Here is a 26,552-nt window from a genome sequence, read left to right on the forward strand (position 1 = left end):
TGACTCTAATATTAGTTTTGCATTATAATTAAAAAAAAAGCAGGCCATAAGCCGGATTCTGTAGACTGAAAAAATTCAGAATTCCTTATCATTTATCTAGGCAATGGGTTACCCCAGAGCTCGAACCGCCTACCCTTCGGCTTGGGCGTGCAGCCCTTAAGCACCGATTTACATGACGTTTCACCGTATAGAGTTTACCTGGTTTCACTACAGCCGAACTGTACTTGCTTTCTGTTGCACTTGTCCTCACTTCTCAGCGGACGGGCGTTACCCGCTATACTGCACTATGGTGTCCGGACTTTCCTCTCCCAATTACTTGGCAGCGATAAGGTGGCCTGCTGAGCGCAAATGTACTGCAATTGTTGATAACTAAGGATGATCTCTTTTCTTAATTCTCTGTAGAATTAAAGGCTATAATTATATTTGTATTAGAATAAACAGAAGAAGCAATTTGGAACCATTTATTGTATCGGCTAGAAAGTATAGACCCCAGACATTTAAAGATGTTGTGGGTCAACAATCTATAACCAATACTTTACAAAATGCGATAGACCAAAACCATTTAGCTCAAGCATTATTGTTTTGCGGACCACGAGGTGTTGGTAAAACCACCTGCGCTCGTATATTGGCCAAACAGATAAATTCTGATGGTACCGAACAAGAAAATGAAGATTTTGCTTTCAATATCTTTGAACTTGATGCCGCTTCAAACAACTCGGTCGATGATATTCGTAATCTAATTGATCAAGTACGCATACCACCACAAATTGGTAAATACAAGGTTTATATCATTGATGAGGTGCATATGTTGTCTCAGTCTGCTTTTAACGCATTCCTTAAAACATTAGAAGAGCCGCCAAAGCATGCTATTTTCATTTTAGCAACTACCGAAAAGCATAAGATTATACCGACGATTCTTTCTAGATGTCAAATATTTGATTTTAAAAGAATTACCGTTAAAGATGCTGCCGAGTACTTAAAATATATTGCAGAAAGCCAAGGCGTAAAAGCTGAAGAAGATGCTTTACACATTATTGCTCAAAAGGCTGACGGTGCCATGCGTGATGCTTTATCAATTTTTGATAGAGTGGTTAGCTTTTCTGGTTCTGAGCTTACTCGTAAAGCAGTTACCGAAAATTTAAACGTATTAGATTATGACACCTATTTTGAAGCTACAGATCTAATCTTAGAACATAATATACCAGGGTTATTGTTATTATTCAACAAGACCCTATCTCTTGGATTTGACGGACACCATTTTATATCTGGTTTAGCATCACATTTTAGAGATTTAATGGTATGCCAGCACCCTGATACTATTACACTTTTAGAAGTCGGGGAAGCTGCACAACAATTATACAGAGATCAAAGCAAAAAAACATCTCCTGATTTTTTACTTAAAGGATTAGATATTGCGAACGACTGCGATTTAAAATATAAAACCAGTAAGAATCAACGCTTGCTCGTTGAATTAACTCTTATGAAACTTGCCTCTATCGATTTTGATGGAGAAAAAAAAAAATCCTGAATCGGTAGCTCTCGATAACCAGACTATTGATTTTATTGCTCCTTCTGCATTTTACAATCAAGTACCCAAAGCATCAACTAAAGAATCTGAGGTAAAACCAATATCTGGAAATCATCCAGCTGCTATAAAATCAGAAGTAGAGGTTTCCACAGAAATAGTTACTGTCAATAAGGGAATGGAAACTTCGGCAGTATCAAAACCGGCGCCAGTAAATGCTAAAGCACAAGTAACTCCAGAAAAACCTAAAGAAACTTTAGAAAAAACTAGTGAAGCACCACCAGCAGAAACTACTACTTATGGTAAAAAACCGATTATTAATCGCCCCACCAAAAGAGTTTCAGGACTTTCAATTTCTAGCTTAAATGCCAAAAAGCAACATGAGCTTAATAAAATTGAAGTTGTTATTGATGAAAACAACTTACCAAAAGATAATTTTACGGAAGAAGAACTACGTAAACACTGGGCAGGTTTTATAGAAATCATTGATAAGAAAGGTCAAAAGATTCTTGCTTCTAATCTTCATTCAGATATTCCGAAACTAAAAGAGAATTTTGCTATTCATATTGAGCTTCCTGACGGGACTATGAAGAAGGAAATTGAGCGTGAACAGTTCGAATTAATGGAATATCTACGTGCAAAACTGAATAATCACTTTGTGCATTTAGTAATTACAGTGAATGAAACAACCGTAACCAAGTTTGCATTTACGCCCGAAGAGAAATACGAGAAATTGAGGGAAAAAAATCCTGTTATCGATTTATTAAGAACAGAGTTCGACTTGTATTTATAAACTTCTTTTACTTCGAAAAGCAAATACTAACAGTACTATTGAAATTATTAAAAGTCCGAAGGCTTCCCTTCCTAACTCTACGGTAACTATATCACCATCATTTAAATCGAATCCTTGAAAATCTGATGGATATAGATACAAGAAGCCAATAAAAGAGAGTATACCTAAAATCATCGGTACTATGTACCCAATTTTATCTAATGCGAATAATAAAGATATTAAAGCCGCAACGCCGTATATAATAATCCAATTTAACGAGTCTGGATCATTGTATTGCAGTACCGCACCGACAGTAAATAAGACTGCAAAAACATACCCTAATATCTTAAATAATAGATTCATTTAAATTTAGTTTAATAGGTGATCTTCAATAAGATCACGAACTTGTATTGCACTAACCTTCTGATCGTTATCGCCCGTTACATGATTACTTATGAAGACGGGGAAATCTTCAACATCTTCAGTCAACCGACCGTGAGAACCTTTTATTAAAGTAGCATCGATTGGTATAATATTCATGACAGTTCTAAAGCCCATTTTCTTTTTAAGTAGCTTACCCACTACTTTTGCCATCACAAATTTATCTTTTGGATCTGTCAACATTTCAACTGGATCGTACCCTGGTTTTTTATGAATATCTACCATTCTTGCATAGTCTGGTGCCTTTGCATCATCTAGCCAAAAGTAATATGTAAACCAAGAATCTTTATCTGCAACCACAACAATATCACCACAACGCTCATGGTCAATGTGATAGGTCTTTAAATCTTCTCCATAAAGAACTTTCTCTACTCCGCCAATTGACTTCATCAATTCGGCAACACGCTCAATATCTTTAGAATTCTTACAATAAACATGCGCTATTTGATGATCAGCCACCGCAAACACATCACTGGCTCCTGCATCTAAAAGTTCTAAACCTCGTTCTTCACGAATAGCCAACATTCCTTCTTTTCTTAATAAACGATTAAGATGAATTGGTCTGTTTACATTTGTAATTCCGTATTCTGAAAGCAAAATCACTCTGGTATCTAACGCTTCATAATGTTGCACCAATTGCTTTACTACAGCGTCTATTTCGTTCAGGTCTTTTGAAATAATCTTAAAATCAAGACCGTACCGTTGTAAGTTATAATCTAAATGCGGAAGGTAAATGAAGGTTAAATCTGGATTGTGCTTTTTATCTGTCAACAAAGCGGCATCTGCAATCCATTTAGAGGAATTGATAGTTGTCTTAGGTCCCCAAAATTCAAATAACGGAAAAGTACCTAATACTTTTTGCATTTCGTCACGTAAAGCTGCCGGATAAGAATATACATCTGGAATTTTTCTGCCATCCGCTAAATAGTTAGGTCTTGGTGTAAGGCTATAATCTACAGTGCTGTACATATTATACCACCAAAAGTGATTTGCACAAGTGAAATTAGGGTGCTTCTCTTTTAAATCGTCCCATATTTTTGGTTGCTCTACCAACTTGTTCGACTGTCGCCAAAACTTGACCTCGCATTCATCTTTAAAATACCAACCATTACCTACAATACCATGCTCTGATGGCCATTTACCGGTTACATAGGTAGATTGAACAGCACATGTAACTGCTGGTAATACAGGTTCTATGTATGATGTTTGACCTTTTTCTAAAAATGATTTTATAAACGGAGTGTGCTCACCTATCAATCTCTTTGTTAACCCAACTACATTTATGACTACCGTTTTTTTCATATTACATGTGTGATTTAAACCACTCTATTTCTCTAATTATAGATACTGATAAATCTTGTTTTAAATCTGAAGGAAGTACATCCCAAGTATAGGTTTCTATTTCTAAATGTTCTGATACTGGGTTAGATTTGATATACTCCATCGTTTTTAAAATATGGTCTTGTGTTGAAAATAACTCACCATATTTTTCTAAGAAAATGGGAACGTGATAGTGTGCCCTAAGCTCTGTGTGCTTTCTTTCTCCCTCTAAAATCAGAGGTAAATCGCTATACGTTTTTACTTCGCCATCGATTTTCTCTGTTACCTGATGTAAATAGGTTGGTTCATTAAATTGGGACAATTGTTCCCAAATAACCTCATCCTTATCGCCACCAAAAAGAATTTTTAATGCTGCACTTACTTGAATTTTACCTACTCGTATATTTTCTTTTTTAAACTTAGCAAAGGTGTCTTTAGGTTCTTCATATGCCAATGAAAAATGGCAAACATCATAACAAACCGTGATGTATTTTTTAATTAACTCTTCTGATTCCTGCTGATCTAATCCTAATTCCTCTTTAAAATATGATGCTCCTAATGGTAATAAGTAGTTTGAATAAAAAGACAATACTTCATCACTATTCTCTAGCAATCCGTCTGGTTCTGGTTCTATATCTAAATGCAAATAAGTTCCTGTAGCTTGCTCAATTTCGAACAACTGTTTGGCAACCTCTAGCATATTTTTAGCTCCTACGTGAAAAGCATTTTTTGTTTCACTTTCTGTTTTATGCCAATATTTATAGGTGATTGGTGATGTAGAAATTCCGCCATTCATTCCCTCAGGGATTAATACCGACAATTGACGAAACAATTGTTTTGTATACCGTAATCGATCATCAGTGGTCCAATCTGGAGCGTGCACCATATCTTTTACACGTTCATCATGAAAATTACCATAAGGGAATCCGTTCATGGTGAAAACATATAGATTGTTAGCATCTAACCACTTTTTGAAATCGGACATGTTATTATCCAAATCAAGTTCTTCACTGGCTTTGTTAGATAATCTAAGGCCTAGACCAAATGGCTGTTCTTTTGAAACTTCTTGTTTTATACCTGGAACATGTTTTTTAATACTCTCAAAAGTACTTTTCCAATCTTGACCAGGATGAATATTTGTGCAATAGGTTAAATGAAGATTTTCTTTTAGCTGCATTGAACTTAATTTAATGCGAATTGATGATTCAATTTTGAAACTGCCTGTGCCATTAACTCCATATCGATAGTATGAACGTCATGTTTAACACCTAAATCAGAAATTAGGGTAATAGTTAACTGACCACCCAAATGCTCTCTAAACTCTTCTATGCCATCTAACAAGGATTGAATCTCAACAGCACTTTCAACTGGAAGAGAAAGATCAAAACCTATAGCAATCATCACGTCTAAAATATGCTGTAAATCTACCTCTGAAATTAAACCGGTTAATTGCGCATAGGTTACATCTAATGCAATACCTTTTGCTACTGCCTCACCATGTCGCAATTCGTAATTGGTCATGAATTCCATTTTGTGGGCTGCCCAATGTCCGAAATCTAAAGGTCTTGACGAACCTGATTCAAATGGATCACCACCTTGCGCTATATGATGCATGTGCATTTCTGCACACTTATAAATGACATATTGCATGGGTTCCATTTCTCTATTTTTCAATGCCGTAGCATTATCCGCTATGTACTTAAAGAAAGTTTTATCCTTAATCAATGCAACTTTAATCGCTTCAGAAATTCCGGAAATCCAATCACGTTGCTCTAGAGTTTCTAGAAAATTACTGTCATTGATAATTGCGAAAGGCGGAGCGAACGTTCCTAAAAAATTTTTCTTTTTAAAAGCGTTTACACTATTCTTTACCCCTACTGCAGAATCGTTCTGAGATAATACTGTTGTGGGTATTCGTATCAACTTAACACCTCTATGCGCAATTGCAGCGGCATAACCAACCATATCGATTACTGCACCACCACCTATAACAACGACAAATGAATGCCGACAAATTTTGTTTTCATTGACTCCTTTCAAAACAGGATCAATAGCTGCATCGCTGTTTTTAACTTGCTCGCCACCTGGCAATACCAAAGTATTGGTATACTTTATTGTTTGCTGATTTTTTCTACAATAAGCTTCAATCTCATCTATTAATGCAGGATGATGGCTTTTAACGCCGTCATCTAACACAAACAAAAGTTTGACAGGTTCAAAGCTCTTATAGTCCGCAATTAATTTTTCGAATAACGGATTCTCTAGAGCAAATAGTCCCGAAGTAAAGTACAATTGATAATCGTATTGCACTTGAAAAGACTGTTTTATAGGTTGTAATTGCATACGTATTTTATGTTACCGCAAATAATTTAGACAATAGCATTGAAATCGGTAATAATAATAAAACTGCTAAAGCCAAATACCAATTAGAAAAACCAGCCACCCAGCAAGCGTTCATCACCACCAACGATAATACACCCCCCATTACTGCCTTCTTAATATTCTTGGGCGAATTTTCTTTATATGCCTTAATTAATGGCGAATAAATTAAAAATCCGAACAAAAGTAAAAACGGCAATAACACCAAGACATTGTCTTTCTGTTGCATTACAATTAACGCAATAGATAGTACAACTATTGCATAGAGAATACCCGCCCAAACAATATGTTTTTTATTATTACCATGTACCTCACCTCTACTGATCAAGGTGATGGCAAAAATATATACGACCGGAACCAAAGAAATGTACCAATGAGTAAGGCTTCCCAAAATAGACATGCCTAATAAAAGATTCAATCCTCGGCAAATACCCATATTCAAAGGCCCAACAAATCCGAACTGCTTAAAGTAGCCATCATATGCCAAAATAGCAATGGTCAATACCACAGATATCATTCCTGACAACAATGTGCATTTAAATGCCAAAGCAATACCTATCAACATTAAAACAGTTCCAAAATAAATAGCTTTTCTTTTGGGTACGCGTCCACTTGGTATTGCTCTTTCAGGTCTCTCTACAGCATCTAATTCAGCATCAAATACATCGTTAAAAACAACTCCGCCAGCATATAATGCAACCGACGAAAAAACTAATAAAAACACATCACCACCTTGCTCACCTAAAAAGGTCATCACATCAATATTTTGCAGATATAAAACAATAGTGATGCCAGCCAATATATCAGCTGCGGCCGTAGGAAGGTTTGCAGGCCGCATTAATTGTAAATAGCCTTTTAAAACAATCCTCATTAGTGAATTTTATCAGTATTTTCAATTTTTGGATCTTGCCCTCTTAAAACGCTGTTATTATTATATAGTTCTGTTTGATTGATTCCTTTGGCATTCATCCAATCTGATTCCTTCATTTTCCCATTTTTACCGAAAGCATCTAATGCATTTTGGTAGCAGGTTTTAATTACGTGTTCTTTAGAAATACCGCTTTTGAGCATAAGTGATGCCGTCTTTGGCACCGCAAGTGGATCACTAACGCCCCAATCCGCAGAACTATCAACAATAATATCTGTACTACCATATTTTTTCACCACTTCTACCATTCGTTCATTTCCCATTTTTGTATTAGGATAAATGGTAAATGCAGCAATAAAACCTCTATTCAACACCTCTTCAACCGTTTCTTCATTATTATGATCTATAATTATCCTTTTGGGGTCAAGACCGTGTTCTAAACAAACTTCCATACTTCTAATTGTGCCCGCCTTTTTATCTCTATGAGGTGTATGCACTTGTACTACCATATCCAATTCTTTCGCCAGCTCTAACTGGATTCTAAAATATTTGTCTTCAGCGGCGGTTTGGTCATCATAGCCTATTTCCCCAATAGCAACTACATTTTCTTTATGAACATATAACGGTAATAATTCAATAACCTGTTCTGCTAAAGCCTCATTATTGGCTTCCTTTGAATTTAATCCAATGGTACAATAATGCTGAATACCAAATTGGCTAGCCCGAAATGGCTCCCAACCTACTAAACTACTATAGTAATCTTGAAATGAACCTACTTTTGTTCGTGGTTGCCCTAACCAAAATGAAGGTTCAATAAGTGCGACTATACCTGCTTTGGCCATTGCCTCATAATCATCAGTAGTTCTTGAGGACATGTGAACATGAGGATCAATAAACATCATTTTATCTTCCATTATTCTTCTTTTATGGTTTCCCAGCTAAGTGCTGTATTTTCTATTTGTTGAATTAAATTTTGATGACCATTTAATAATTTTTTGGCATCTGGGTTGTCTGAAAAATAACAGCACAAAGCTCCTGCTCTATTTTCAAATTTATTTTTACTATTTAGTAATCGATTCATATCTTCTAATAGTGCTGGGCTCATAAATTGAATTACAGGACGCCAAAAATCAGGATCTATTTCCCTACCTGCCGCCCAGCGTTCATGTGCATAGTCAGAGATTATTCTAGCTAAATCTTTATTTGCTCTTTTATCAATATTGAGTATAGCACTTAAATTGCCTTGCATAAAGGCCGTTTTTAAGAACATTTGATTCCACTGCTGGTCATCAAAATAACTACTTGGATAAGGATTATAATATGCCAATGCATTAAAAACCGGCGAAATATTTGTTCGTAAAGCATCTACCGCAACCATTTTGTATTTTTCAGGGTTGGGCAACAGAATCAAAAATTTCAAAAATGTTTCTAGCTCGCTTGTGTCGGCAACTTCTATAATATTCGCCACTTTTTCACTGAAAAATTCTTCATCAGCTTCAAGTACATTAATCAAAAAATACATTCTTGCTATTTGTAAAAAATTTCCATTTTGAATTTTAATGTAATTTATTAATTCAGCTGTTATCATTGATGTATCAAAGGGTTGATTAGCATCAATTTTAGGCGCAAGTAAACTATACGTTAAATAAAGGTCTTTCGTAGATTTCGTATGTGTAATGGTCGTAATCTTATCCGCTAACCATTCTTTTGTATTCGAATTAATATTACATTCAACAATTTTAGAAAGCTGCAGTTTCGTATCTTTAAAGTGCATCAAAATATGTGTTAGGTTTGGCAAATGCATCCAATGTAAATAGGATAAAAATTCTTTCCGCCAAGTGTTTTCCAAAAATAAAGCTATTTATCCGAAGAAAAAATATCAATTATCATAGTATTTGCAGCTAATTTCAATTGAAATGCTTTACTTTAAAATCACATTCTTGTTATTCTTTTTACATTTGTTTTTAAATGAATAATTTATGCTAGGCTTAAAACTACCTACCGATCCAAGATGGGTAAATATTGTTGAGAAAAATATTGATGAAATTTTAACGGATCACGCCTATTGTGAGCAAAAAGCTGCTAGTACAGCTATATCTTTAATTGTTTCTTTCCCTGAATATACTGAGCTTGTTGAAGAAATGGTTGCTTTATCTAGAGAAGAAATGGGTCATTTTAAAATGGTGCATGACCTTATACTAAAACGTGGCATCACTTTAGGCAGAGATCGTAAAGATGACTATGTAATTCAGTTGATTAAATTCTTTCCAAAAGGAGGTAGCAGAACTACACAATTGGTTCACAGATTATTATATGCCGGACTAATTGAAGCACGTAGCTGTGAGCGTTTTAGATTATTGTCTGAAGAGTTAGAAGACAAAAAATTAGCCGAATTCTATCATAAATTAATGATTAGTGAAGCCGGACATTATACCATGTTCTTAAAATTTGCCCGTAAATATGGCGAACTAGAAGAGGTGAATACAAAATGGAATAGCCTTTTGGAATATGAAGCTCAAATCATGAAAGATTTGGGCACAAAAGAAAGTATTCACGGCTAAAACAGACACTATCCCATTAACTGTGTAAGTTAAAAATAACAGGGGTTGGACTTTTATCTAAAGTCTGACCCTTTTTTCATAGATCGTCAGGAACTGATTTAGGATTATGCCCCAGTTCCTTACAGGCATCGACCACTTTTTGGTGGCCTCCCTTACCGCCAAATATACGGATTTCATCACGGCATCGTCCGTCGGGAAGGACAGCTTGTTCTTGGTGTACTTCCTGATCTTGCCGTTCAGGTTCTCGATAAGGTTGGTGGTATAGATTATTTTCCTGATCTCGATGGGGAACTCGAAGAACACGGTAAGCTCGTCCCAGTTGTCCCTCCAGCTTTTGACGGCATAGGAGTACTTCCCTTCCCATTTGTCCGCAAAGTCCTTTAGGGCGGCCTTCGCCGCAGCTTGTGTAGGTGCGTTGTAGATAAGTTTCATATCTGTTGTAAAGGCTTTTTTGTCCTTCCAGACAACGTACCTACAGGCATTCCTTATTTGATGCACCACACATATCTGGGTCTTGGATTCGGGGAACACGTTCTTGATGGTCTGGGTGAACCCGTTCAGATTATCGGTTGCGGTTATCAGGATGTCCTCGGTGCCACGGGCGCGTATATCGGTCAGTACGCTCATCCAAAAAGCGGCGGACTCGTTCTTGCCCAACCAAAGCCCAAGGACCTCTTTCTTACCGTCCCTGCGCAATCCTACCGCGATATAGACCGTTTTGTTGATGACCTTCGAGTTCTCGCGTACCTTGAACACGATCCCGTCCATCCAGACGATAAGGTATATCGGTTCCAATGGCCTGTTCTGCCAAGCGACGATGTCCCCGGAGATCTTGTCGGTTATCCTCGATATGGTGGATGTGGAGATATCGAAGTTGTAGACCTCCCGTATCTGCTCTTCGATATCGCTGTTGCTCATTCCCTTGGCATAGAGCGATACGATCACGTTCTCGATACCGTCGACCATATTACCGCGCTTGGGCACGATCATGGGGTTGAAACTGGCATCCCTGTCCCTTGGCACCGCGATCCTTGATTCCCCGAAGGAGGTACGGACTTTTTTGGTCGAATGGCCGTTACGTGTGTTCCCGTTCCTGGCCTTTCCATGTTTGTCATAATCGAGGTGGCCGTCAAGCTCGCCTTCCAGCATCTTCTCGATACCACGTTTTTGGAGTTCTTTCAGAAAACCGTTCAGCTCGTCACCGGTCTTGAACTGTTTTAAGAACTCATCGTTGAATAATTCCTCTTTCTTCATAATGGTGTGAAAATTTAAAGTTAAAAAAATAGCGGGGGCATGCCCCCGCTATTTTTTTATTTACACACTTTATGAGATAGTCCTCTAAAACAAATCTTATTTACTTTCCGAATTATATAAATCTTTTATTATACCATCTGAAAGTCCGATTTTAGGAACATGAATTTTCTTAGCGCCACTCCATTTGGCAGCTGAAAGAAAAATTTTGGTTGCCGGTATGATAACATCTGCCCTATCTGGATTTAAACCTAGCTCTGAAATTCTGTCATCATAGCTTAGACTATCTAAAAAATGATATTGGGCGTTCAACCAAATATAAGACAAAGGTTCGCCTTCCTTTCTCCCAGAAATCTTATGCAACTTGTTAATATTACCACCTGAGCCAATTATGGATAACTTGGGTTTATCTTTCAGAATTAACTTAATCCACTCTTCCAATTTATTCCAAGTTTCAGGTTTGACCATGTTATTTAAAAGTCTGACCGTACCTAACTTAAACGACTTGGAAACTTGAATCTTACCATTTGAAAATAAGGTGAATTCTGTACTACCGCCACCAACATCAATATATAAATAAGATTGATCTTCTTTGATGAGACTCTTTAAATCTGTCGCGGCTATTATAGCTGCTTCTTGCTTACCATCTATCAAATCTATTTGAATACCTGATTCTAAAGCAATTTTTTTAATTATCTCATTACCATTATTGGCTTCTCTCATCGCAGATGTAGCACAAGCTCTGTATTTTTCAACTCCTGCAACTTCCATCAGCAGTTTAAAAGCCTTCATGGTACTTATTAACCGTTTTTCATTTATCTCAGAAATTTCACCTACTGTAAATGAGTCTTCACCCAGTCGCACAGGCACCCTAATTAAAGAACTTTTTCTGAATTGGGTTCTTTTACCCTTATCTTCAATTACGTTATGTGTAAGCAACCGAATAGCATTGGAGCCTATGTCGATCGCCGCAAATTTTCTTATCCTCAAAAGATTTCTTTTTTAAGATTCTAGTTTATTCGCATAATACTCATAAGTAGCAAACTGTGACCTTATTTTAGGCACGGTTGTCTTTCTATAGGCATTATCTTGTTTTTCATTGAAAATACGAGCTTTCATATTGTCTTTCCAACAAATGTCAAAAGTATCCATCAACTCTTTTTTTATGTCTACATCATAAATTGGGCAACCTACCTCTACTCTATAATCGAGGTTTCTGGTCATCCAATCTGCAGATGAAATATATATTTTTGTATCTCCTCCGTTGGCAAAAACAAAAAGGCGTGTATGCTCTAAAAATTTATCAATAACACTAATTGCCTCGATGTTTTCACTCATACCTTCAACACCTGGTATTAAGCAACATATACCTCTTATGATCAACTGAATCTTTACCCCTGCCCTACTTGCTTCATACAGTTTATCTACCATTTTATAAGAGGTAAAACTGTTCATTTTTATTTTGATAAAAGCTACTTTACCTTGCTTGGCATTTGCAATCTCATTATCAATTAATTTCATAAACGCATTCTTGGTATAATGCGGCGATACGATAAGATGTTTGTATTTATTAATTTTATACGTCGTCTCAAAGAAATCGAAAACTTTGTTCAATTCTTTTAGTATGGATTCATCTGCCGTAAATAAGGTGAAATCTGTGTAGATTCTTGCTGTTGATTCGTTGAAATTACCTGTACTAACAAATCCGTATCTTTTTAAGGACCCTGCTTCTTCGCGCTCAATCATACAAATTTTACTATGTACTTTTAAGCCTGGTACTCCGAAAATAAGTTTTACTCCTTCTGCCTGTAATTGCTCTGCATATTCAATATTCGCCTGCTCATCAAAACGGGCTTGAAGTTCTATTTGTACGGTAACTTGTTTTCCATTTTTTACCGCGTTTATTAATGATGCAGCTATTTGAGAATCACTTGCTAACCTGTACACCGTTATTTTTATAGTACGAACTTTGGGATCTAAAGCAGCTTCACGCAAAAACTTTAAAATATAGGTGAAGGTGTGATAAGGAGTGTATTGCAAATAATCTTTTTTCGCAATACTTTCTAATATACTACCTTCTACACTCAAGCCTTTTACAGGTAATGGGACTATTTTATCATACAATAGATCTTTTCTACCTAAGCTAGGAAAGCCCATATAATCTCTACGATTATGATATCTACCACCAGGTATTACACTATCAGTATCTTCGATATTCATTTTTTCTTTTAGAAAAGCTAGGGTATCTCTACCTATACTCTTATCGTATACAAAACGAACAGGATCACCAGTTTTTCTATGCTCTACACTTGACGATATTTTTTCAATGAAACTTTTACTTAGGTCATTATCTATATCTAATTCAGCATCTCTTGTAATTTTTATCATGTGTGCCGAAATAGATTCGTACTCGAACATGGTAAAAATATTATCTAAACAATACCTGATCATATCATCTAAAATGATAATGTAACTTTTCTCACCTTCATCTGGCAATACCACAAAACGGTCTATGCCCTTCGGAATCTCAATTAAAGCGTAACGTTTTTCTTTCTTACTTTCTTCACTCTTAATTACCATTTTTACCGCCAAGTATGCCGCAGTATCTTTTAACGTAGGAAAACGTGTAAGATCATTTAAGATGATAGTCATTAATTGCGGACTCACCTCTTTTAAGAAATAGGCTTTTACAAATTCTTTCTGACTTTCATTTAATTCCGTCTCCTGAATGATAAATATATTCTTTCCCTCTAGTTCGTGTTCTATTCTTCTAAGAATCGTTAAACTTTTGGTTTGTTGCTCTATTACAATATTTGTAATCTCATCTAAAAGATCTTTAGCTTTCTCGCCACCCAGCACACTTTTTCCGGTCTTACCAGCTTCTACAATACGCTTAACAGTTGCGTAACGCACTTTAAAAAATTCATCTAAATTATTAGAGAAAATACCTAAAAAACGAAGTCTCTCAATTAACGGCACATTTTTATCTGCACTTTCTTGCAAAACCCGTTCGTTGAACCATAACCAACTTATCTCTCTGTTTATGTACTGGTTGTTATTTTTTATCATGCTTTTAGTTGCTTCGGAAAAATAGTTTGTATTGTTGAGCCTTTTGAAATAGTAGCCCAAGTATTGTCATTGAATTGTAAGTGAACAAAGCCACTGGTAGGAACATTATTGATATGTTTATCTCCAAGGGAATTTGCCAAATGGGTAAAGGTATGGTTATGCCCAAAAAGAAGGACATTGTCTAAATTATCATCTAAATTCTTAATGAATTGAAGTGCCTGATCTCCAGAAAAATCATATAACTCTGAAGTTATATTACAATTCTCAAGAGGATACTCAAGTGCACGTAGACAAATTATGCAGGTATGAAACGCCCTGTTTGCGGGGCTCGTATATACCTGATCTATGTTTAAATTCTTACTTGCTATTTTTTCACCTATCAAATAGGCATCAAAAATACCTCTTTGCAATAGCGACCTATCTTGATCACTTACATTGAGTTCCCAAGATGACTTACCATGTCGCATTAAATATAAATTCTTCATACGGCTTAATTAAATTTATGGTGCCAATCTTTCCATTTTCCAATCAAAATTATCGGTAAGGGTATATCGAATTCGATCATGCAACCTATTGGGTCTACCTTGCCAAAACTCCATTGAAACCGGTCTTACCAAATATCCGCCCCAATGCTCTGGTCTTTCAATTTCTTTACCTTCATATTCTTTCTCTAACTCGGTAAGTCTATCTTCTAAAACAGACCTAGAGTTAATTACCGTGCTTTGATCAGATACTAAAGCACCTAATTTGCTGCCGTCTGGTCTTGATTCAAAATAACCGTCAGAAAGGTTTTTTGCCAATTTCTCGGCGGTGCCTTTTATAATTATTTGACGTTCTAAATTCGCCCAGAAAAAAGAAATACAAATCTTCGGATTTTCATTTATCGCTCTTCCCTTTTCGCTATTGTAATTGGTATAAAATATAAAACCTTCGTGGGTATATTTTTTTAGAAGAACTACCCTGCTTTTCGGAAAACCGTCTAACCCCACCGTAGAAACTGTCATGGCATTAGGCTCATCAACTCCGTCAGATTTTTCAACCTCATAAAACCAAGTTTGAAATAGCTGAATAGGATTGTCAGATATACTGTCTTCCATCAACGCACTTTTCTCGTACGATTTTCTATAATCTCCTAAATCTTTCTGCATCATTTTCGTGTTAAAAACAAGATAAACAAAGTTCTAAAAAGAAAGGAAATTAAATGGTATAAAAACGTATTAAAAGATTTAAAAATCGAAACTCTTACCATCATCGGCAAGAAGTACATTTTCAAATATAGTGGATGCTTCTTCTTTAAAAAGCTCGATAGATTTATACCGTGTTGAATAATGACCTAATACCAAGGTTTTTACGTTTGCCGCTTTAGCTACTTTTGCCGCTTGCATTGCTGTTGCATGTTTAGTTTTCGTTGCCAATTCTGCTTCTGACTCTAAAAAGGTAGATTCATGATATAAAACATCAACATCTTTAATTTTCGAAGCTAAGCTTTCATCGTAAATAGTATCACTACAAAAGGCATAAGATTTAGGTTTAGGCGGATCAAAAGTCAATTCACTATTCTTAATTACCTCAACATTGTCTAAGGTAATATCTTTACCATTTTTTATGTTTTGGTAATAGGCTTTGTCAATGCCATACTCTTCAGTAGCAGCAATATTTAACTTTCTTTTACCTACTTTCTCTCTAAACAAAAATCCATTAGTATAGATTCTATGATCTAACGGAATTGTGGTTACACTGATTTTCGTATCCTCAAAAACAAGCTCTGACTCTTTACTTGAGAGCTCATGAAATAATAAGGGATAGTTCGTCCACGAATCGCCTAATTTCAAAAGCAATGTTATTGCCTCTTTTATACCTTTTGGACCATAAACATGAAGCTCTTTCTCTCTACCCAACAACCTCATCGTAGAAATGAAACCGGGAAGACCAAAAAAATGATCGCCATGAAGGTGAGAGATGAAAATATGGTTGATTCTTGAGAACTTAATTTTATGCCTTCTTAGCTCTACTTGGGTACCTTCGCCACAATCTATTAAAACCATGTGGTTATTAATTTGAAGTACTTGAGAGGTTGGGTTTGTAAGTGTTCTTGGTGTTGCAGCGTAACAACCCAATACGGTAAGTCGCATATTAATTATGTTCTATGTTCTTTAGGTATCTGTAATTAAAGACCTAAATCGCGTTCTATATCTTCCATTTCAATAACGTCTCGTGCTTCTTGAAGTGTAGGCACCAAACTCATTTCTTCTGGTACATCGTCGTACGATACTTTATCAGAAACCAGCACAAATGACTGTCCGTTTTTTTTATGTTTTCTAGCTATTTCTAAAAACGAAATAACATTATAAGGCGTCAGTTTTGAGAACCCTAATAAATCTAATACCAAATTATCATTCTTTAATTTGGTATATTCATTCTCCAAATTTTGTAAAAAACGCTCTATTGATATTTCTTCTTGAGAAACAATAATCAACGATCCTTCTTTAGTAAAAATCATATCACTTTATTTTAGATGCTAACAAATAAATAACCGCCATACGAATGGCAACTCCGTTTTCAACTTGATTCAAAATTATAGATTGTTTTGAATCTGCAACATCACTCGTAATTTCAACTCCCCTATTTATTGGTCCGGGGTGCATGATTACAATCTCTTTATCTAAGCTATCCAATAGCTTTTTATTGACCCCGAATTGTTGGGTGTATTCTCTTGTAGTCGGAAAATAACTGATATCTAACCTTTCGTTCTGTATACGTAGCATATTTGCCACATCGCACCACTCCAAAGCTTTTCTCAAATTAGTTTCTACACCAACACCTAATGAGTCTATATATTTTGGTAACAATGTTTTAGGACCGCAAACCTTAACATTTGCTCCTTGTAATTTTAATGCGAAGATATTTGACAGCGCTACTCTTGAGTGAAGAATATCCCCAACGATTACCACATTTTTACCAGCTACATCGCCAAGTTTTTCGCGGATGGAATACGAATCTAATAATGCCTGTGTTGGATGCTCATGAGCGCCATCGCCTGCATTTACAATAGAAGCATTAACATGCTTTGATAAAAATATACCAGCCCCAGGATTTGGATGCCGCATAACCACCATATCCACTTTCATAGACAAAATGTTATTTACGGTATCTATTAAGGTTTCGCCTTTTTTTACAGAAGACTGGCTGGCAGAGAAATTAACCACATCTGCAGAAAGCCGTTTTTCAGCAAGTTCAAATGATAATTTTGTTCTGGTACTATTTTCAAAAAAAATATTTGCAATAGTAATATCTCGAAGCGAAGGAACTTTTTTAATTGATCGATTAATCACTTCCTTAAAATGATCGGCAGTTTCAAAAATAAGCTGAATATCGGTCTCCTTCAGGTATTTAATTCCCAGTAAGTGTTTAACACTCAGTTCGCTCATTTTCTTATCTATTTACTAAATATATAATATCTTCCCCATCATTTTCTTCCCACATCACCTTAACTTTTTCATCGTTTATGGCATCTACTTGACGACCTCTATAGTTAGGCTGTATAGGTAAATGTCTGCTAAATCTGCGATCTATTAAACACAATAGTTCAACATCTTTTGGTCTGCCGAAAGATTGTAAAGCTGTTAATGCCGCATTAATACTTCGACCGGTATATAGAACATCGTCAATTAAGACCACATTCTTATCTTCTACCAAGAAATCTATTTTTGTTTTTGTGGCTTCTAAAGTTTTGTCTCCCCGTCTAAAATCATCACGATAAAAAGTTATATCCAAGTAACCAAGGTCTATATGCTTTACTTTATAATCTTCTTTAAGAATTTTGGTCAGGCGTTGGGCAAGAAACTTGCCTCTCGGCTGAATACCGATTAAAACAGTATTTTCAAAACTTAAATGAGTTTCAAGAAGCTGACAAGCCAATCGATGCAGGATGATATTTATTTCTTTAGAAGAGAGTAAAACTTTTTGACTCATAATAGGCACCCGTGCTTTTAGCTAAACAAAAATAGATAATTCTATTTAAACTTTAATAGCATAAGTAAGAAGTGATTTTGAAATACTCAATTATTGTATTCTAAAGTATCTACTATAAACCCAATATTGAGAAAAATGCTTCTTTATGACTTTCACCAATTGGTATGCGCATATCGTTTATAACTATTCTATTACGCTGTACTGTTTTAATGAAATTTACATTTACAATATAAGATTTATGTACTCTAAGAAATTGATTTGAAGGTAATTTGCTCATAATTTCTTTGAAACTCATGAGCGTGAGAATGGTTTTGTTAGTATTACAAATATGGATTTTTAAATAATCTTTTAAACCTTGCACATATTCAATTTGGTCTAAATCGATTTTAATACTTTCGTATTCTGCCTTTACAAAAATGAACTTTTTATCTACTGAATTATCTCCGGTCGATGAGAATACGTTTGCTTCCATGATAGTTTTTTGTTTTTTAGAAATTAAATCTTGAACTCTTGATACCGACTTAATAAAACGGTGATACGGTATCGGTTTTACTAAATAATCTACAGCGTTCAATTCAAAACCGTCAACGGCATATTGAGAATAGGCTGTTGTAAATATGAAAAATGGCTTGTTATCTAGCGTACCCATAAAATCGATTCCGTTAATTTGGGGCATTTCGATATCGCAAAAAATTAAATCGATTTTCTTCTCTTTTATTTCACTTATCGCATCTAAAGGGTTGGTGTATGTCTTTACCAAATCGATAAAATCTAATTTTTGGCAGTAGCTTGAAAGTATTTCTATTGCCAATGGCTCATCATCAATTATTATACACCTCATGGTTTCGCTTGTTTTTGATAAATAGTTAATGAAACTTCATAATCTTTGCCATCATTTTCTACTTCTAGATTATGCAACTCCGGATAAATCAATTTTAATTGGTTTCTAATATTCTGGAGTCCGATGCCCGAGTTTTTGGTTGGTTCTCTAAAAATTCCAATTTTATTTCTCACATTCAAATAAATAGAAGCATCTGTAATAATCAATGTAATTTTAACGTAGGTTTTACCTTTGTAATCTGTGCCATATTTAAATGCATTTTCTATAAATGAGATAAACAATAATGGCGGTATAGCCCTACCTCTATCTTCACCTGTAATTTTTAATGATACGTTTTCGCTATCAGATAAACGTAGACGTTGTAACTGTATGTAACTTTTTATATAGTCTAACTCTTTATTTAATGGCACTAAATCTTTATCTGCCTCATAAATCATGTAGCGCATTAATTCAGATAAATCAACTATGGCGTCAGAGGTATCTGGTGATTTTTTTACAGAAAGGGCATAAATCGTATTTAACGAATTGAATAAAAAATGCGGATTTAACTGTGCCTTTAAAAATTGCAACTCTGATTTAATATTTTCCTTTTCAACAGACAATCGTAAGTTCTCGTTACGCTTCCATTCTACATACATTCTTAAAATTGCACTTATAACATAGGGTATGCCTAAGTTTACGAACGACCTATAAATAGGCATATACCCAAACCCTCTTGGTGGCTCTCTTTCTAAAAAAAAATCTTCTTGTAGTTTAGGCTCATAAAAATGGTTGAGTCCCGCTACAGCAATAATCAATAACCCGATTGAAACAAAGAGATAAATCAATACACTTTTCTTCAATAAATACTCTGGTACTAAATAGAAGTAGTTAAAATAGAAAAGAACTAGAATAACAATCAGCTTAGGTAAAACATCTGACGGTATAGGTCTCTCGTTATTTAAGATCGGGTAAAAAGCGAGTCCGTATAACAATATCCATATACTCATATGAACAACTATCTGAACTCTATTTTTTAAACTTATTCTCATATGGAAACTAGTGTACTGCCCCAGTTGAAATATTGTTTTCTATCAAATCTGACAATTTTAAAACGGGAGACTTACCTGCTTCTATTTTTGATATAACAAGGTCTGCTGTTTTTAGGGCTTGAGCCTCGGTGGCAAACTTTTGTTTACCAGGAAAACCCGGTATGAACTCTTGTAAAATCAGTATTTTTTCTCCTCTCATAATCTGATAACCATAACCATCATTTAGATTGACCACCTGACTATGAAAACTTTGAGTTTCATTAGTGAATGTTTGATTATAAATTGAATAACCCAAAACAAGTGCCAAAAATAGAACAATAAATACCCAAAATTTTGCAGTCGAAATCATAAATAAATGTTTAAAAATGGGCCAATCTACACAGATTGACCCAAAAAATTAACAATTGCACTCACTATGAAAAATTAATCTTCCTCCTCATACTCATCTTGAGGAAAGAATTCATCTAAATCATCTAGGTATAATGTACCCGTTCTACCCATACCTATAAATACCCGACTGCCATTTGAAAAAGCTATTGCATCTTGTCGCGTTGCTCCTTCAAAAGAAGTCTTTTGTTCCCATTCATCTGTAATCGGGTCATATTCCCATACAGTATTTGTAGCACCACTTAGCTCTCCACAAGCGATATAACCATATCCATTTACGGTAAAACCAACTGCATTGCTTCGTTGTATAGCGTATTCATCTTCTTCGTCCAAATCTAACTTCTTTGTCCAGCTTTCTGTGGTAGGATCAAAAACCCAAAAATCATCTAGGTATACACCATTAGACACTCCTGTACCTAAATACACCTGATCATTAATAGTGAATGTTGTGGCAGATCTTCTTTTATTTCCACCGAAGCCTACTAACTCTGTCCATGTATCGTTTACCGGGTTATACTTCCAGAAATCTTTTCTATCGTTTTCACCGTCATAACCAGTACCTACATAGCCAAAGCTATTTACGCCAAAGCCTACAGCATTTCTTCTTGCCGTTGGCAACGGTGCAATTTCAGTCCATGTATTAGAGGCTGTATTATACTTGTAAAAATCTGTCAACTCATCTACACCATCATAGCCAGAGCCAATGTAACCGACACCATCAACCTCAAAACCTACCGCAGCATTTCTGGCCACCCCGGGGAAATCTGCTTTCTGTGACCAATAATCACCCTCAATATCATATGCCCAAAACGAGGATAGATAATCGTCACCATCGTAACCAACCCCCATGTAACCGACATTGTTAATTGTAAAACCAGATATACTACTTCTCGCACTACCATCGAAAACAGATTTATCTACCCAGTTACCTAAATCATCATCTTCATCTTCACTTGAACAGCTCGTAAATACCATAGCCATAATCAGCATACCAGTAATCTTGTACACATACCATTTTCTTTTATTCATCATTTTTTGTTTTAAGTTTCGTTGTATTCGAGTTCAAATCTACTAGAGGCCTTAGGGTTCAAAAAAACACAATAGATTAAAATTGGTTTTTAACATACCAAACCCAAAATTTCATCTACCAACACGAACTTTTCTTTGATAGTTCAAATAACAGTGTTCATCCCTTAACATACACGATTCGTCTATTCGGGTTTTTACAACCAAGACTGGCATTTAGCTTTGATAAAAATTAAATTCTAAATGAAGGTGTTCTTAAATAAAATACGTGTGTTCTACATGATTATGTTCGGTGGTGTCTTTACGATAACCGCAGTTTCTTGCAGTGATGACATTTATAATGATTCAGAATTTGTTGCCGGTGAAACTTTTACAAATAGTACTATTCGACTTTTATTGATAGATACGTTGACAGTTAGCACTTCTACGATGAAGTTTGATAGTATCGCTACATCTGTATCTACACGAATACTCACCGGAAAATATACCGATACCGTTTTTGGCACTATAACAGCATCTAGCTACATGCAATTTTTACCTGCATCTTACACTATTGATAGCGATGCCAAATTTGACAGCCTTGTTATGGTGTTAGGTTACGACCAGTATTATTATAATGACACATTACAGAAAAATACCATCCACATTAAAAAAATAAATGAAAATTTAAAACCAATTAGCGATGATTATTTCTACAATACCAGCAGTATTGGTTATGAAGAAGCTGACCTTGGCATACTTGAATATTACCCAAGACCTCTAGCGGGCGATTCAATTACTATTAAGTTGATAGACGATTTTGGGTCTGATGTATTTACCCAACTTCAAGAAAAGAATATTGTAAACTCTGACGAGTACAGAAATTATTTTAAAGGTATCGGTATTCTACCAGACGAAACTGATAACGGTTCTATTATTGGTTTTTCTAAATCTTTTGAAAACACCTATATGCGCTTGTATTTTAGCACAGATACTGCCGATGATAATATTCAAGAATATATTGATGTTCAAATAAATGCCGCCACTTCTCCCCTACCATTTTTTAATAGAATTATCGCTGACGACCCCATTACCCCATTACAGTCTTTGACAGATAGCAAGACCAATCTTGCTAGTTCAGATTCTAACAACCAAAGCTATATTGAGTCGGGAATCGGAATTGCCATGCGAATTCAATTTCCACATATTGGTAGTCTGTACGATATACCAGGCAACGGCACCATATTAGACGGAGTTTTAAAAATTAAACCGGTTGCCCAATCTTATAACAACAATTTAAAGCTAAGAGATACGCTTGCCGTTTACGTGGTTGATCAAAATAATGAACTAGTAGAAACATTAACCTCAACGTATTATGCCATACTTAACAGAGAAAACCAAGAATTCAATGATATCTATTATGAAATATCACTAGCCTACTTTTTAGAAGAACTGCAGCTAAAAGATAGAGACATAGATGATGCGTTGATCCTTCTACCGATTGACTATAATTCTTCGGTCGATCGATTTATTATGAGTGGAAATGGAAATGGAGAAAACGAAACAATTTTAGAATTAACATACGGTATATACGATGAAGATTAACCAAATTATTTTTTTTACAATAGGAATAGTATCAGCATGTCAACTAGCTTCTGCCCAGTCTGAAGCGTTAACAAGCTCACCTTATTCTTTATACGGACTCGGAGTAATAAACCAAACCAGCATTGGTAAATTTAATAGTCTAGGTTATAGTGGTATCGGTATAAAATCGCCATATGAACTTAATAACCTCAACCCCGCAAACTATGCTTTAATACCTCAACATTCTTTTTTATATGATATCGGTGTAACGGGCGAATTCAATAACTATAGCAATACTTCTACATCTGAAGAAAAATCGACCGTTAACTTTTCTAATATAGCCTTCGGATTTAGAATTACCGATAATTTAGGTGCCGGTATAACCATGATACCTTATAGCGATGTTGGGTATTCATTACTAGGTGTAAACACTAATATTGAAGGTTCTACAGAAACTTTTGAAAGTAATATTACCGGACTGGGCGGGCTAAATGATATTAAACTGAATGTTGGATATTCAGTTATTCCAAAATTGAGATTAGGATTAAGTGCGTCCTTCCTATTTGGAAGCATTGAGGAAACCGAATCTTTTAGTTATAGTTCTTCTACTTTCGAGTCTACAGAAAAAACTAATTATAGCGGTGCGAGGCTAGGTTTCGGACTACAGTTTGATGTCAATGAAAATATAACCATTGGTAGTACGGTTCAGCTGCCTACTAGCTTAAAGGGCAGTTTAAAAAGGTCAGTTAATAAAACTTTATTAGGAACTGAAATTACTGTTGAAGACGAAAGTTCTGATAATGTTTCTGATTTTAAACTTCCATTAGAGCTCGGCTTTGGTATGAGTATAAAACCGATTGAGGCGTTAACCTTTAGTGCAGATTATAAGAAAAACTTCTGGACAGATACTGATCAATCCGAAAACATAGGTAGCTATCAAGACCAAGACATTTACGCGTTTGGTTTAGAATATCTTAAAGACCCCACTAGTTATAAATACGGTCAACGAATTAGCTATAGATTAGGTTACAATTATGATAACGGCTATTTAGCAATAGGCGATAAAAAAATAGAAGGTTATAACTTAACGGCAGGTATCGGTATACCAGCGAGTAGAGGTAGCCACTCTATGATCAACCTTTCTTACAGTTATGGCTCTAAGGGATTATTACAGAATGTACTTATTAAAGAAAAATATCATCTAGTTACCTTAAACTTAAGTTTAGAAGATATCTGGTTTGTAAAGAAGAAGGTATACTAAGTCAACCATTGACACTAAAACTTCAAAAAAAAAATTAGAAGGAATTTTAACTTCTAAATATAAAATCTCCATTAGTAATTCATTTTGTTGGAACCCTAATAGGAACTGATAGTATGGATATTAAAAAAGCCCGGATAATTATCCGGGCTTTTACTTTTGATTCTTATTCAGAATCTATACTATGAAATTACTTCTTCTTAGAATCAGCTTCCATTTTGTCTTTCAACGCTTGTAGTGCATCGTTAGCATCACCTAATGTAGGCTTAGCTTCATCTGCGCTAGCTGATTGTCTTTTGACAGCCGCTTTTACATTACGTTGCTCTTCTTCACGGAAAATAGCAGTATGACTAGCTACTACACGTTTGAAGTCTTTATTGAACTCAATAATCTTGAATTCAGCTTCATCGCCTTTACCTAGTTTTTTACCATCTTCTTTCTCTAAATGACGTTGAGGAATGAATGCAGTAATATCTTCGTTAAATTCAATTGTTGCACCTTTATCAACTACATCAGAAATGGTTGCTGTATGAACTGTACCCAATGCGAATTCAGTTTCATATTTATCCCAAGGGTTTTCAGTAGTTTGTTTATGACCTAAGCTTAACTTACGACCATCAACATCTAATTCTAACACCTCTATCTCTAAAGTATCACCAACATTGGTAAACTCAGATGGATGCTTGATTTTCTTAGTCCAAGATAGATCAGAGATATAAATTAAACCATCAATACCTTCTTCTAGTTCAACAAAGACACCAAAGTTTGTAAAGTTTCTTACAATACCTTTATGCTTAGAACCTACAGGGTATTTAGTAGTAATATCAGTCCAAGGATCTGGAGTCAATTGCTTGATACCAAGAGACATTTTACGATCTTCACGATCCAATGTCAATACAACTGCTTCAACCTCATCACCAACTTTTACGAAATCTTGAGCTGAACGCAAGTGCGTTGACCAAGACATTTCAGAAACGTGGATAAGACCTTCAACACCTTCAACAACTTCGATGAATGCGCCGTAATCAGCTATAACAACTACTTTACCTTTTACTTTATCACCAATCTTAATTTCATCAGATAAAGCTTCCCAAGGGTGCTTCTCTAATTGCTTAAGACCTAATTGTATTCTAGATTTGTTTTCATCAAAATCCAGAATTACAACATTTAATTTCTGGTCCAATTCAACAACCTCGTTCGGGTGGTTGATTCTGCTCCAAGAAAGGTCAGTAATGTGAACTAAACCATCAACACCACCAAGATCAATAAACACACCATAAGAAGTAATGTTTTTAACAACACCTTCTAATACTTGTCCTTTTTCTAATTGGCTAATGATTTCTTTCTTCTGTTCTTCAATATCCGCTTCAATAAGAGCTTTATGAGAAACAACAACGTTTTTAAATTCGTGGTTGATTTTTACAACCTTGAATTCCATTGTTTTATTTACATACTGATCGTAATCGCGAATTGGCTTCACGTCAATTTGAGAACCAGGCAAGAATGCCTCAATTCCGAAAACATCAACGATCATACCACCTTTAGTTCTGCATTTAACAAAACCACTAACGATTTCTTCTTTGTCATGAGCCGCGTTAACACGATCCCATGCCATGATAGTTCTTGCTTTTCTGTGAGACAATACTAATTGACCACTTTTATCCTCACGAATATCGATCAAAACCTCTACTTTGTCACCAACTTTTAAACCTGGGTTATAACGAAATTCGTTTAACGAAATTACACCTTCAGATTTTGCGTTGATATCAATAATAGCTTCTCTATCAGTAATATAAACTACAGTTCCTTCAACAACCTCAGCATCTGCGGTGTCAACGAAATTTTCAGCCACTAATTTTTCAAATTCCTTCAATTTAGAATCATCAACACGCTCAATTCCTTGCTCGTATTTTTCCCAATTGAAACTTTCTAAAAATTCTTGTGGATCTTGCTGTGGAGTCTCAACAGCTTGTTGTGTTGCTTCAGTAGTAGCTTCTACCTCTGCGTTTGTTTTTTCTTCAGCCATTTGCTGATTAATAGTTTGTATTCCATAACCTTATCAAGACTTAGGCAACGACTATGAAAGTAGTTACATTTATTTTTTTATCTAACCCTTTTTCTCTTGACTTCCTTGCAAAAAAGGTGTGCAAAAATAATCATTTTATTTAGATTAGGCAACACAACAAAGTATTACGCGTTCATTTAATGAATTTGGCATGATTTTAGAATTAAATATCTTAAATATGCTTATCTTAGAAGTATTATAATAACCATTAAAAAAAGTAAAA

The 26,552-nt window shown here is 35.3% G+C and carries 24 protein-coding genes, 1 other RNA gene and 1 pseudogene; 4 read left to right on the forward strand and 22 right to left on the reverse strand.

The genetic code is table 11. The features are described 5' to 3' along the window. Positions 1-32 precede the first annotated feature (32 nt). An RNA gene (rnpB, locus tag ACPF9A_RS03050) (RNase P RNA component class A) lies at positions 33-342 on the reverse strand. A gap of 109 nt (positions 343-451) precedes the next feature. Here rnpB and ACPF9A_RS03055 point away from each other — a divergent pair. Then, positions 452-2,318: pseudogene (locus tag ACPF9A_RS03055) on the forward strand (DNA polymerase III subunit gamma/tau). Here ACPF9A_RS03055 and ACPF9A_RS03060 read toward each other — a convergent pair. The 7 genes from ACPF9A_RS03060 to ACPF9A_RS03090 are packed head-to-tail and all read right to left on the reverse strand — an operon-like array spanning position 2,313 to position 9,154. Beyond that, complete coding sequence (locus tag ACPF9A_RS03060; RefSeq protein ID WP_424001536.1) at positions 2,313-2,660, reverse strand: transmembrane 220 family protein; 348 nt, start codon at positions 2,658-2,660, stop codon at positions 2,313-2,315. The pseudogene ACPF9A_RS03055 and the gene ACPF9A_RS03060 overlap by 6 nt on opposite strands. Before the next feature lie 6 nt (positions 2,661-2,666). Beyond that, positions 2,667-4,040, reverse strand: coding sequence for an alkaline phosphatase family protein (locus ACPF9A_RS03065; RefSeq protein WP_424001538.1), 1,374 nt, complete (start codon positions 4,038-4,040; stop codon positions 2,667-2,669). A gap of 1 nt (position 4,041) precedes the next feature. Further along, complete coding sequence (gene eboE / locus ACPF9A_RS03070; RefSeq protein WP_424001540.1) at positions 4,042-5,235, reverse strand: metabolite traffic protein EboE; 1,194 nt, start codon at positions 5,233-5,235, stop codon at positions 4,042-4,044. A gap of 5 nt (positions 5,236-5,240) precedes the next feature. Continuing rightward, complete coding sequence (locus ACPF9A_RS03075) at positions 5,241-6,401, reverse strand: 3-dehydroquinate synthase (RefSeq protein ID WP_424001542.1); 1,161 nt, start codon at positions 6,399-6,401, stop codon at positions 5,241-5,243. A 7-nt stretch (positions 6,402-6,408) separates the two neighbouring features. Beyond that, the gene (gene eboC / locus ACPF9A_RS03080; RefSeq protein WP_424001544.1) at positions 6,409-7,308 is read right to left on the reverse strand and encodes a UbiA-like protein EboC; all 900 of its coding nucleotides are present in this window, start codon (positions 7,306-7,308) and stop codon (positions 6,409-6,411) included. Then, positions 7,308-8,219, reverse strand: coding sequence for a TatD family hydrolase (locus tag ACPF9A_RS03085; protein WP_424001546.1), 912 nt, complete (start codon positions 8,217-8,219; stop codon positions 7,308-7,310). Before ACPF9A_RS03085 ends, eboC begins: the two co-directional genes overlap by 1 nt. Further along, on the reverse strand, positions 8,219-9,154 hold the full coding sequence (locus ACPF9A_RS03090; protein ID WP_424001548.1) for an EboA domain-containing protein: 936 nt from the start codon (positions 9,152-9,154) through the stop codon (positions 8,219-8,221). The genes ACPF9A_RS03085 and ACPF9A_RS03090 overlap by 1 nt, the downstream gene beginning before the upstream one ends. Before the next feature lie 130 nt (positions 9,155-9,284). Between ACPF9A_RS03090 and ACPF9A_RS03095 the strand changes: the two genes are divergently transcribed. Further along, positions 9,285-9,866 (forward strand): tRNA-(ms[2]io[6]A)-hydroxylase, encoded by a 582-nt coding sequence (locus tag ACPF9A_RS03095; protein ID WP_424001550.1) that lies wholly within the window; start codon positions 9,285-9,287, stop codon positions 9,864-9,866. Positions 9,867-9,923: 57 nt separating this feature from the next. On the opposite strand, the gene ACPF9A_RS03100 is transcribed toward ACPF9A_RS03095, so the two are convergent. From ACPF9A_RS03100 to ACPF9A_RS03160, 13 genes are all read right to left on the reverse strand, one after another. After that, on the reverse strand, positions 9,924-11,120 hold the full coding sequence (locus ACPF9A_RS03100; RefSeq protein WP_423997793.1) for an IS256 family transposase: 1,197 nt from the start codon (positions 11,118-11,120) through the stop codon (positions 9,924-9,926). A 96-nt stretch (positions 11,121-11,216) separates the two neighbouring features. Continuing rightward, the gene (locus ACPF9A_RS03105; RefSeq protein WP_424001552.1) at positions 11,217-12,107 is read right to left on the reverse strand and encodes a Ppx/GppA phosphatase family protein; all 891 of its coding nucleotides are present in this window, start codon (positions 12,105-12,107) and stop codon (positions 11,217-11,219) included. A gap of 12 nt (positions 12,108-12,119) precedes the next feature. After that, positions 12,120-14,186: a polyphosphate kinase 1 gene (gene ppk1, locus ACPF9A_RS03110; protein ID WP_424001554.1), complete on the reverse strand. Its 2,067-nt coding sequence runs from the start codon at positions 14,184-14,186 to the stop codon at positions 12,120-12,122. Further along, complete coding sequence (locus ACPF9A_RS03115; protein ID WP_424001556.1) at positions 14,183-14,671, reverse strand: SixA phosphatase family protein; 489 nt, start codon at positions 14,669-14,671, stop codon at positions 14,183-14,185. The genes ppk1 and ACPF9A_RS03115 overlap by 4 nt, the downstream gene beginning before the upstream one ends. A 15-nt stretch (positions 14,672-14,686) precedes the next feature. Continuing rightward, complete coding sequence (gene pdxH / locus ACPF9A_RS03120; protein ID WP_424004409.1) at positions 14,687-15,334, reverse strand: pyridoxamine 5'-phosphate oxidase; 648 nt, start codon at positions 15,332-15,334, stop codon at positions 14,687-14,689. 78 nt (positions 15,335-15,412) lie between these two features. Next, positions 15,413-16,318: a ribonuclease Z gene (locus ACPF9A_RS03125; protein ID WP_424001558.1), complete on the reverse strand. Its 906-nt coding sequence runs from the start codon at positions 16,316-16,318 to the stop codon at positions 15,413-15,415. 35 nt (positions 16,319-16,353) lie between these two features. Next, positions 16,354-16,686 carry a ribonuclease Z gene (locus ACPF9A_RS03130; RefSeq protein ID WP_424001560.1) on the reverse strand — a complete coding sequence of 111 codons (333 nt, stop codon included), beginning with the start codon at positions 16,684-16,686 and terminating at the stop codon, positions 16,354-16,356. 1 nt (position 16,687) lies between these two features. Further along, positions 16,688-17,614 (reverse strand): aspartate carbamoyltransferase catalytic subunit, encoded by a 927-nt coding sequence (locus tag ACPF9A_RS03135; RefSeq protein ID WP_424001562.1) that lies wholly within the window; start codon positions 17,612-17,614, stop codon positions 16,688-16,690. 4 nt (positions 17,615-17,618) lie between these two features. Next, the gene (pyrR, locus tag ACPF9A_RS03140) at positions 17,619-18,158 is read right to left on the reverse strand and encodes a bifunctional pyr operon transcriptional regulator/uracil phosphoribosyltransferase PyrR (protein ID WP_424001564.1); all 540 of its coding nucleotides are present in this window, start codon (positions 18,156-18,158) and stop codon (positions 17,619-17,621) included. A gap of 112 nt (positions 18,159-18,270) precedes the next feature. Further along, on the reverse strand, positions 18,271-18,999 hold the full coding sequence (locus ACPF9A_RS03145; RefSeq protein WP_424001566.1) for a LytR/AlgR family response regulator transcription factor: 729 nt from the start codon (positions 18,997-18,999) through the stop codon (positions 18,271-18,273). Beyond that, the gene (locus tag ACPF9A_RS03150; protein WP_424001568.1) at positions 18,996-19,988 is read right to left on the reverse strand and encodes a sensor histidine kinase; all 993 of its coding nucleotides are present in this window, start codon (positions 19,986-19,988) and stop codon (positions 18,996-18,998) included. The genes ACPF9A_RS03145 and ACPF9A_RS03150 overlap by 4 nt, the downstream gene beginning before the upstream one ends. Before the next feature lie 49 nt (positions 19,989-20,037). Then, positions 20,038-20,379, reverse strand: a complete 342-nt coding sequence (locus ACPF9A_RS03155; protein WP_424001570.1) for a DUF4907 domain-containing protein — start codon at positions 20,377-20,379, stop codon at positions 20,038-20,040. 74 nt (positions 20,380-20,453) lie between these two features. Beyond that, complete coding sequence (locus tag ACPF9A_RS03160) at positions 20,454-21,449, reverse strand: Kelch repeat-containing protein (protein ID WP_424001572.1); 996 nt, start codon at positions 21,447-21,449, stop codon at positions 20,454-20,456. Positions 21,450-21,686: 237 nt separating this feature from the next. Here ACPF9A_RS03160 and ACPF9A_RS03165 point away from each other — a divergent pair, with 237 nt between their 5' ends. Together ACPF9A_RS03165 and ACPF9A_RS03170 are read left to right on the forward strand one after the other, a co-directional pair. Next, positions 21,687-23,027, forward strand: a complete 1,341-nt coding sequence (locus ACPF9A_RS03165) for a DUF4270 family protein (RefSeq protein ID WP_424001574.1) — start codon at positions 21,687-21,689, stop codon at positions 23,025-23,027. Next, on the forward strand, positions 23,017-24,267 hold the full coding sequence (locus ACPF9A_RS03170; protein ID WP_424001576.1) for an OmpP1/FadL family transporter: 1,251 nt from the start codon (positions 23,017-23,019) through the stop codon (positions 24,265-24,267). The genes ACPF9A_RS03165 and ACPF9A_RS03170 overlap by 11 nt, the downstream gene beginning before the upstream one ends. Positions 24,268-24,454: 187 nt before the next feature. Here ACPF9A_RS03170 and rpsA read toward each other — a convergent pair whose 3' ends face one another. After that, the gene (gene rpsA / locus ACPF9A_RS03175; RefSeq protein WP_424001578.1) at positions 24,455-26,290 is read right to left on the reverse strand and encodes a 30S ribosomal protein S1; all 1,836 of its coding nucleotides are present in this window, start codon (positions 26,288-26,290) and stop codon (positions 24,455-24,457) included. Positions 26,291-26,552: the final 262 nt, after the last annotated feature.

This window comes from Maribacter sp. IgM3_T14_3 (assembly GCF_049603095.1).
Taxonomy (GTDB): domain Bacteria; phylum Bacteroidota; class Bacteroidia; order Flavobacteriales; family Flavobacteriaceae; genus Maribacter.

Excerpts from the sequence above, each read along its gene's own strand:
- ACPF9A_RS03060 (WP_424001536.1), bottom strand. The coding sequence starts at position 2,660 with ATGAATCTATTATTTAAGATATTAGGGTATGTTTTTGCAGTCTTATTT.
- ACPF9A_RS03065 (WP_424001538.1), bottom strand. The coding sequence starts at position 4,040 with ATGAAAAAAACGGTAGTCATAAATGTAGTTGGGTTAACAAAGAGATTG.
- eboE (WP_424001540.1), bottom strand. The coding sequence starts at position 5,235 with ATGCAGCTAAAAGAAAATCTTCATTTAACCTATTGCACAAATATTCAT.
- ACPF9A_RS03075 (WP_424001542.1), bottom strand. The coding sequence starts at position 6,401 with ATGCAATTACAACCTATAAAACAGTCTTTTCAAGTGCAATACGATTAT.
- eboC (WP_424001544.1), bottom strand. The coding sequence starts at position 7,308 with ATGAGGATTGTTTTAAAAGGCTATTTACAATTAATGCGGCCTGCAAAC.
- ACPF9A_RS03085 (WP_424001546.1), bottom strand. The coding sequence starts at position 8,219 with ATGGAAGATAAAATGATGTTTATTGATCCTCATGTTCACATGTCCTCA.
- ACPF9A_RS03095 (WP_424001550.1), top strand. The coding sequence starts at position 9,285 with ATGCTAGGCTTAAAACTACCTACCGATCCAAGATGGGTAAATATTGTT.
- ACPF9A_RS03100 (WP_423997793.1), bottom strand. The coding sequence starts at position 11,120 with ATGAAGAAAGAGGAATTATTCAACGATGAGTTCTTAAAACAGTTCAAG.
- ppk1 (WP_424001554.1), bottom strand. The coding sequence starts at position 14,186 with ATGATAAAAAATAACAACCAGTACATAAACAGAGAGATAAGTTGGTTA.
- ACPF9A_RS03115 (WP_424001556.1), bottom strand. The coding sequence starts at position 14,671 with ATGAAGAATTTATATTTAATGCGACATGGTAAGTCATCTTGGGAACTC.
- pdxH (WP_424004409.1), bottom strand. The coding sequence starts at position 15,334 with ATGCAGAAAGATTTAGGAGATTATAGAAAATCGTACGAGAAAAGTGCG.
- ACPF9A_RS03125 (WP_424001558.1), bottom strand. The coding sequence starts at position 16,318 with ATGCGACTTACCGTATTGGGTTGTTACGCTGCAACACCAAGAACACTT.
- ACPF9A_RS03130 (WP_424001560.1), bottom strand. The coding sequence starts at position 16,686 with ATGATTTTTACTAAAGAAGGATCGTTGATTATTGTTTCTCAAGAAGAA.
- ACPF9A_RS03135 (WP_424001562.1), bottom strand. The coding sequence starts at position 17,614 with ATGAGCGAACTGAGTGTTAAACACTTACTGGGAATTAAATACCTGAAG.
- pyrR (WP_424001564.1), bottom strand. The coding sequence starts at position 18,158 with ATGAGTCAAAAAGTTTTACTCTCTTCTAAAGAAATAAATATCATCCTG.
- ACPF9A_RS03145 (WP_424001566.1), bottom strand. The coding sequence starts at position 18,999 with ATGAGGTGTATAATAATTGATGATGAGCCATTGGCAATAGAAATACTT.
- ACPF9A_RS03150 (WP_424001568.1), bottom strand. The coding sequence starts at position 19,988 with ATGAGTATATGGATATTGTTATACGGACTCGCTTTTTACCCGATCTTA.
- ACPF9A_RS03155 (WP_424001570.1), bottom strand. The coding sequence starts at position 20,379 with ATGATTTCGACTGCAAAATTTTGGGTATTTATTGTTCTATTTTTGGCA.
- ACPF9A_RS03160 (WP_424001572.1), bottom strand. The coding sequence starts at position 21,449 with ATGATGAATAAAAGAAAATGGTATGTGTACAAGATTACTGGTATGCTG.
- ACPF9A_RS03165 (WP_424001574.1), top strand. The coding sequence starts at position 21,687 with ATGAAGGTGTTCTTAAATAAAATACGTGTGTTCTACATGATTATGTTC.
- ACPF9A_RS03170 (WP_424001576.1), top strand. The coding sequence starts at position 23,017 with ATGAAGATTAACCAAATTATTTTTTTTACAATAGGAATAGTATCAGCA.
- rpsA (WP_424001578.1), bottom strand. The coding sequence starts at position 26,290 with ATGGCTGAAGAAAAAACAAACGCAGAGGTAGAAGCTACTACTGAAGCA.